The sequence below is a fragment of the Streptomyces sp. NPDC005151 genome (genome assembly GCF_053599875.1).
The window spans coordinates 1-7,222 of the sequence record NZ_JBSFYR010000149.1 but is presented as its reverse complement, the minus strand read 5'-3'; the positions used below and the strand labels follow the sequence as shown (position 1 = coordinate 7,222).

General features: G+C 66.8%; 7 protein-coding genes. 2 read left to right on the top strand and 5 right to left on the bottom strand.

The features are described 5' to 3' along the window. Window positions 1-192: 192 nt before the first annotated feature. Entirely contained in the window at window positions 193-552 is a 360-nt protein-coding gene (locus tag ACWD6R_RS37960) for a metal-sensitive transcriptional regulator (protein ID WP_451822921.1), read from the bottom strand. Window positions 553-752: 200 nt separating this feature from the next. Here ACWD6R_RS37960 and ACWD6R_RS37955 point away from each other — a divergent pair, with 200 nt between their 5' ends. Together ACWD6R_RS37955 and ACWD6R_RS37950 are read left to right on the top strand one after the other, a co-directional pair. After that, window positions 753-1,373 (top strand): DUF47 domain-containing protein, encoded by a 621-nt coding sequence (locus ACWD6R_RS37955; RefSeq protein WP_451822920.1) that lies wholly within the window; start codon window positions 753-755, stop codon window positions 1,371-1,373. Window positions 1,374-1,378: 5 nt separating this feature from the next. Further along, complete coding sequence (locus tag ACWD6R_RS37950) at window positions 1,379-2,377, top strand: anion permease (RefSeq protein ID WP_451822919.1); 999 nt, start codon at window positions 1,379-1,381, stop codon at window positions 2,375-2,377. A 119-nt stretch (window positions 2,378-2,496) separates the two neighbouring features. On the opposite strand, the gene pstB is transcribed toward ACWD6R_RS37950, so the two are convergent. The 4 genes from pstB to pstS form a co-directional block, all read right to left on the bottom strand. Continuing rightward, a complete protein-coding gene (gene pstB, locus ACWD6R_RS37945) occupies window positions 2,497-3,273 on the bottom strand; it encodes a phosphate ABC transporter ATP-binding protein PstB (RefSeq protein ID WP_451822918.1) in 777 nt (258 codons plus the stop codon). A gap of 27 nt (window positions 3,274-3,300) precedes the next feature. Further along, complete coding sequence (gene pstA, locus ACWD6R_RS37940; protein WP_451822917.1) at window positions 3,301-4,386, bottom strand: phosphate ABC transporter permease PstA; 1,086 nt, start codon at window positions 4,384-4,386, stop codon at window positions 3,301-3,303. Continuing rightward, window positions 4,383-5,381, bottom strand: a complete 999-nt coding sequence (pstC, locus tag ACWD6R_RS37935; RefSeq protein WP_451822916.1) for a phosphate ABC transporter permease subunit PstC — start codon at window positions 5,379-5,381, stop codon at window positions 4,383-4,385. Before pstC ends, pstA begins: the two co-directional genes overlap by 4 nt. A gap of 163 nt (window positions 5,382-5,544) precedes the next feature. Further along, window positions 5,545-6,687, bottom strand: a complete 1,143-nt coding sequence (gene pstS, locus ACWD6R_RS37930; protein WP_451822915.1) for a phosphate ABC transporter substrate-binding protein PstS — start codon at window positions 6,685-6,687, stop codon at window positions 5,545-5,547. Window positions 6,688-7,222: the final 535 nt, after the last annotated feature.

Genomic DNA, 7,222 nt, shown 5'->3' with positions numbered 1-7,222 from the left:
GCCTCGGACGGCGCCCCAGGCAGTGCGACCACCGGGGGTGACGGACAAAAGCGCACGTCAGGCGGTGCCTCGGACGGCGCCCCAGGCAGTGCGACCACCGGGGGTGACGGACAAAAGCGCACGTCAGGCGGTGCCTCGGACGGCGCCCCAGGCAGTGCGACCGCACACGGTGCGACCTCCCGCGGCGCTGTCTCAGGTACGGAGCAGGCGGGCGATGGCCTTCGAGGCTTCCTCGACCTTCGCGTCGATCTCCTCGCCGCCCTTGACCGCCGCGTCCGCGACGCAGTGGCGCAGATGCTCCTCGAGGAGCTGGAGCGCGAACGACTGGAGAGCCTTGGTGGACGCCGAGACCTGCGTGAGTATGTCGATGCAGTAGACGTCCTCGTCGACCATCCGCTGCAGACCACGGATCTGGCCCTCGATCCGGCGCAGCCGCTTGACGTGGTCGGCCTTCTGGTGGTGGTAGCCGTGTATGCCGCGGTCGTGGTCGGTGAGGATCTCCGCCGTTTCCTCGGTGGGTTCCGTCGCCTCTGTGGTCTCGGTGGTGGTCATTGCTGCCTCCCGTTTTCCCTTTACCCTGCGCCTGATATACCCCGGGTGGGTATATCCTAACGAATTCAGCTGAAACGTGACCGGGGGCCCGTGCTGATCACCGTGTTCGATGCGCGACACTGAAGAATGCCGGTTAGCCGTGGCCGGATGATGCGCCTAGCATCAGCCTGACCGAAACCAAAGCATCCCGAGGACCCCACGTGCGCTTTCGTCTGACCCCCAGGGAGACGAGCTTCTACGACATGTTCTCCGCATCCGCGGACAACATTGTCACGGGCTCGAAACTCCTCATGGAACTGCTCGGGGCGGACTCTGCCTCCCGAGTCGAGATCGCGGAACGTATGCGGGCAGCGGAGCACGCAGGGGACGATGCCACCCACGCGATCTTCCACCAGCTGAACTCCTCTTTCATCACGCCGTTCGACCGCGAGGACATTTACAACCTCGCATCGTCGCTCGACGACATCATGGACTTCATGGAGGAGGCCGTCGACCTGGTCGTGCTGTACCAGGTCGAAGAACTCCCCAAGGGTGTCGAGCAGCAGATCGAGGTGCTGGCGCGGGCGGCCGAGCTGACCGCCGAGGCGATGCCCAACCTGCGCACGATGGACAACCTCACCGAGTACTGGATCGAGGTCAACCGCCTGGAGAACCAGGCCGACCAGATCCACCGCAAGCTGCTCGCCCATCTCTTCAACGGCAAGTACGACGCCATTGAGGTGCTGAAGCTCAAGCAGATCGTGGATGCGCTGGAAGAGGCGGCCGATGCGTTCGAGCACGTCGCCAACACGGTGGAGACCATCGCGGTCAAGGAGTCCTGAACCACGTGGACACCTTTGCGCTGATCGTGACCATCGGTGTCGCGCTCGGCTTCACCTACACGAACGGCTTCCACGACTCGGCGAACGCCATCGCCACCTCGGTCTCCACCCGGGCGCTGACCCCGCGGGCGGCCCTGGCCATGGCCGCGGTGATGAACCTCGCCGGTGCCTTCCTGGGACAGGGAGTCGCCAAGACCGTCAGCGAGGGCCTGATCGCGACGCCCGAGGGGCAGAAGGGGATGGGAATCCTCTTCGCCGCCCTTGTCGGCGCGATCATCTGGAACCTCGTCACCTGGTATTTCGGTCTCCCCTCGTCGTCCTCGCACGCGCTGTTCGGCGGCATGGTCGGAGCGGCGCTGGCCGGCGGAACGCTGGTGCACTGGAACGGGGTGCTCGACAAGGTCGTCATCCCGATGTTCGTCTCGCCGGTCGTCGGTCTGGTCGTGGGCTATCTGGTGATGGTCACGATCATGTGGCTGTTCCGGAAGGCCAACCCGCACAAGGCCAAGCGCGGATTCCGCATCGCGCAGACGGCCTCGGCGGCAGGCATGGCGCTCGGGCACGGTCTGCAGGACGCGCAGAAGACGATGGGCATCGTGGTGATGGCGCTGGTCATCGCCGATGTCGAGAGTCCGAGCGACCCGATCCCGGTCTGGGTGAAGCTCGTCTGCGCGCTGATGCTCTCGCTGGGTACGTACGCGGGTGGCTGGCGGATCATGCGGACGCTCGGCCGGAAGATCATCGAGCTGGACCCGCCGCAGGGCTTCGCCGCGGAGACGACCGGGGCGTCGATCATGTTCGGCTCGGCCTACCTGTTCCACGCGCCCATCTCCACGACGCATGTGATCACCTCGGCGATCATGGGTGTGGGGGCCACGAAGCGGGTCAACGCGGTGCGGTGGGGGGTCGCGAAGAACATCATCCTCGGGTGGTTCATCACGATGCCGGCCGCGGCACTGGTCGCTGCCGCGAGTTACGGGGTCGTTGTTCTGCTGTTCGGGTGAGTGACGCCCCGCGGGCTTGAAGTGAAAGGGGTCCGCCCCCGCTCCCTTGTGAGGAGCGGGGGCGGACCCCTTGCCTTGAGGGTGGCACCGCCATGCAGCACCCCAAAGGCTGTCCTTGGTCACCCAAAACGGCCGGAGATGTAGTCCTCCGTCGCCTGGACCGACGGGTTGGAGAAGATCCGTTCCGTCTCGTCTATCTCCACGAGCTTGCCGGGCTTGCCGACCGCCGCGAGGTTGAAGAACGCCGTGCGGTCCGAGACGCGGGCCGCCTGCTGCATGTTGTGCGTCACGATGACGATCGTGAAGCGCTCCTTCAGCTCGCCGATCAGGTCCTCGATGGCGAGGGTGGAGATCGGGTCCAGGGCGGAGCACGGTTCGTCCATCAGCAGCACATCCGGCTCGACCGCGATCGCGCGGGCGATGCACAGGCGCTGCTGCTGACCGCCGGAGAGGCCGGAGCCGGGCTTGTTCAGGCGGTCCTTGACCTCGTTCCAGAGGTTGGCGCCACGGAGGGACTTCTCGACGACGTCCGCCAGCCGGCTCTTCTTGTACGAACCGTTCAGCTTCAGGCCCGCCGCGACATTGTCGAAGATCGACATGGTCGGGAAGGGGTTCGGACGCTGGAAGACCATGCCGACCGTGCGGCGCACGGTGACCGGGTCGACGTTGGACCCGTACAGGTTCTCGTCGTCCAGCAGGACCTTGCCCTCGACGCGGCCACCGGGGGTGACCTCGTGCATCCGGTTCAGGGTGCGCAGGAAGGTGGACTTGCCGCAGCCGGACGGGCCGATGAAGGCGGTCACGGAGCGGGGCTCCACGGTCATCGAGATGTCCTCGATGGCAAGGTGGGAGCCGTAATAGGCGGACAGGCCGCTGACGTCGATGCGCTTGGCCATCTGAATCACTGCTTCTTTCGTGCCGCGTCAGCGGCCGGTCTTCGGGGCCTTCCAGCGGGCGATACCGCGGGCCACCAGGTTGAGGATCATGACGAAGGCGATCAGGACCAGAGCGGCGGCCCAGGCGCGGTCGTACGACGCCTCGCTGCCGATCTTGAACTGCTCCCAGATGTAGAAGGGGAGCGACGACTGTGCGCCCTGGAAGGGATTGGAGTTGATCAGCTGGCTGCCGAAGACCAGCAGCATGATCGGCGCGGTCTCGCCGGCGATCCGGGCGATCGCGAGCATCACACCGGTGGTGATGCCGCCGATCGCGGTGGGCAGGACCACCTTCAGGATGGTGCGCCACTTCGGGATGCCGAGGGCGAGTGATGCCTCGCGGAGCTCGTTCGGGACGAGCTTGAGCATCTCCTCGGTGGAGCGGACCACGACCGGGATCATCAGGATCGTGAGCGCCAGCGAACCCATCAGGCCGGACGGCTGGAGCTTCGCCATCAGCATGATCGACAGGATGAAGAGACCGGCGACGATGGACGGGATGCCGGTCATCACGTCGACGAAGAACGTCACAGCCTTGGCGAGCGCGCCCTTCCCGTACTCCACCAGGTAGACGGCGGCCAGCAGGCCGATCGGGGCGGAGATCAAGGTGGCGAGGCCGACCTGCTCCAGGGTGCCGATCAGCGCGTGGTAGACACCGCCGCCCGGCTCCATGCCGAGCACGCCGGACATGGAGTGGGTGAGGAAGTAGCCGTCCAGGACCTTCGAGCCGTGGCTGACCGTCGTCCAGACCAGCGAGGCCAGCGGCACGACGGCGAGGAGGAAGCACACCCAGACGATGCTGGTGGCGAGCCGGTCCTTGGCCTGGCGCCGGTTCTCGACGACCGACGTCGTGACGTACGAGATGACGACGAAGAGCACCGCGGAGAACAGGCCCCACTGGATGCGGCTCTGCCAGCCCGCCGCCGCGCCGATGCCGACGCCGAGCACGATCGCGGCGCCCGCGAAGGCGGCCGGGGCCCAGCGGGGGAGCGACCGGCTGCTGAGGCTGTTCCGGGAAGCGGCCGCCGCGGGGGCGGGGCGTTCCTGTATGCCGGTGTTGGCTGCCTGGCTCATGCGTTGGCCCCCGAGTACTCCTTGCGGCGGGCGATGATGAGCCGGGCCGCGCCGTTGACCAGCAGGGTGAGGATGAAGAGGACGAGGCCGGAGGCGATCAGGGCATCGCGCCCGAACTGGTCGGCCTCGTCGAACTTCGCGGCGATGTTCTGGGCGAACGTTGCGCCGCCGGGGTTGAGCACATGTGCCGAGATGACGAAGCTCGGCGACAGGACCGTGGCGACGGCCATCGTCTCGCCGAGTGCGCGGCCCAGGCCCAGCATCGACGCGGAGATCACGCCGGAGCGGCCGAAGGGCAGCACCGAGAGGCGGATGACTTCCCAGCGGGTGGCGCCGAGAGCGAGGGCGGCTTCCTCGTTCGTCTTCGGGACCTGGAGGAAGACCTCGCGGCTGACGCTCGTCACGATCGGCAGAATCATGATCGCGAGCAGGATGCCGACGGTGAAGAGCGAGCGGGCGACGCCGACCTCGGTCTTCTCCAGGACGTACGTCCAGCCGAAGAACTGGTCGAGCCAGAGGTTCAGTCCCTCCAGGTACGGGACCAGGAAGAGGGCGCCCCAGATGCCGTACACGATGCTCGGCACTGCCGCGAGCAGATCGACGACGTACGCGAGGGGTGCGGCCAGCTTGCGCGGCGCGTAGTGCGAGATGAAGAGGGCGATACCGACAGCGATCGGAACCGCGATGGCCATCGCGATGATCGAGCTGACGATCGTGCCGAAGAGCAGGGCCGCGATACCGAAGACCGGCTTGTCGCCGACCGGGTTCCAGTCCAGCGTGGTGAAGAAGTTGCCCTCGTCCTTGGAGATGGCGAGGGTCGCGCGGTACGTGAGAAACACGGCGATCGACGCCATGATCACGAGCAGCAGAATGCCTGAACCCCGCGAGAGGCCCAGGAAGATTTTGTCGCCTGCGCGTCCTGCGGCCTTGGGCCTGGCGCGCTTGCGCTGCACCGGGGGCGCCGGTGGTGTGTCTATCGGTGTGGTGGAAGCCATGGTCTTTCCGGTCTGTGTGGGGGAGCGACGCGCTCCCCTGGCGGCGGTGCACCGGATGGGGGGGTGGTGCCGGCGGGCCGGTCCGGAGGGGTGCACCGGGCCGGCCTGCCGGGTGTTGCTGGTGGAGCTGGGTTTCAGCTGGTGTTACGGGTGTTGCTTCTGGTTACGAGAGGGACGCGATGGTCTCGCGGACCTTGGCGTTGATCTCGATCGGGATCGGCGCGTAACCGGCGTCGGTGAGGAGCTTCTGGCCCGCGTCACCCGCGGTGTAGTTCAGGAAGGACTTGACCGTGGGGAGCGTCTCGGCCTTGTTGCCCGTGTCGCAGACGACCTCGTAGGTCACCAGGACGATCGGGTACGCACCCTCGGCCTTGGTGGTGTAGTCGAGGTCGAGCGCCAGGTCCTTGCCGGTGCCCTTGATCTTGGCGGCGGCGATGGCCTTGGAGGCGTTCTCCGAGGAGGCCTTGACCGGGGCGGAGCCACCGGTGTTGATGTCGACCGTGGAGATGGACTGCGACGAGGCATACGAGAGCTCGAAGTAACCGATCGAGCCGTCGACCTGCTTCACCTGCGCGGCGACACCGGCCGAGCCGGACGCGGCCTGGCCACCGGGGGCCGGCCACTTCTTCTCGGGCTCGTACTTCCAGTTGTTCGGCGCGGTGGCGGCGAGGTACTTGCCGAGGTTCTGCGTGGTGCCGGAGTCCTCGGAGCGGTGGAAGGCCTGGATCGCCTTGTCCGGAAGCTTCGCGCCGCTGTTGAGCTTGGCGATCGCCGGGTCGTTCCACTTCTTGATCTTGCCGTCGAAGATCTTGGCAAGGGTGGGGGCGTCCAGCGTCAGGCTGTCGACACCCTCGAGGTGGAAGCCGATCGCGATGGGGCCACCGACCATCGGCAGGTTGATGCCCTGGCCGGTCTTGCAGATCTTCTTCGAGTCCGCGACCTCTTCGGGCTTCAGCGCCGAGTCGGAGCCGGCGAAGCCGACCGTGCCCTGGTTGAAGGCGATGATGCCCTCACCGGAGGACGACGACTTGTAGTTGACCTCGACGCCCTTGCAGCCCGCCATGTAGTCCTTGACCCAGAGGTCCATGGCGTTCTTCTGCGCGCTGGAGCCGGAGGCGAGGAGCTGGCCCTTGGCGTCGTCACACTTGATGTCCGACGCGGCACTCGTCTTCTCGCCGCTACCGCCCGTGCTGCTGCCGCCGCTGTTGTTGTTGTCCGAACCGCACGCCGTGAGGACCAGGGCGCTGGAGACGGCGAGGGCACCGAGCGCGGTGGCACGAAGCCGGTTCTTGCGCTGAAGCTTCACTTTCGGGTTTTTCCTTCCAGGAGCCGCCGAGGTCTTGTTCGTTCTACGACGGCGTGCGATGTGATGGGTGGTGCGGCGTTTCGCCGCGCACCGTGTACTGCCGAAATTAGACAGAACAGGTGAAGCGGCTTACGGGGGAGAGTGAACAGAAGGTGAACCGTGGCGGGCGGCCTGGTTCTCGTCGCCATGGAGCGGGGCCCCTGGGAGGGGCGGGGCGTCGCGTGGTGCGGTGCCCCGGTCCGGGGCGGGGGTTCCGTCCTCAATCTCCCCCATAGCCTTAAGGGCATGGGGGGACCCCCTCGACGGGCTTGAGGTGTCAGCCTGGCCCCTGGTGGCACCGTCGCCTGCCCCGTGGGTGGTGGCCCGGGGCCCTTCCGGGGTGTCTCCTCGAACGACGAACGTTCGGCGGGTACGCGGGCGAGCCCGGGTCTTTGTTCGTTGTCCTGCGGGGACTCCCCTGCACGGCCCCGGACCGGCCGTCGCGCGTCAGCGGCCCGGTGTGCCCTCTTGTCACGACCGCCGGGTCGCGGGCGTG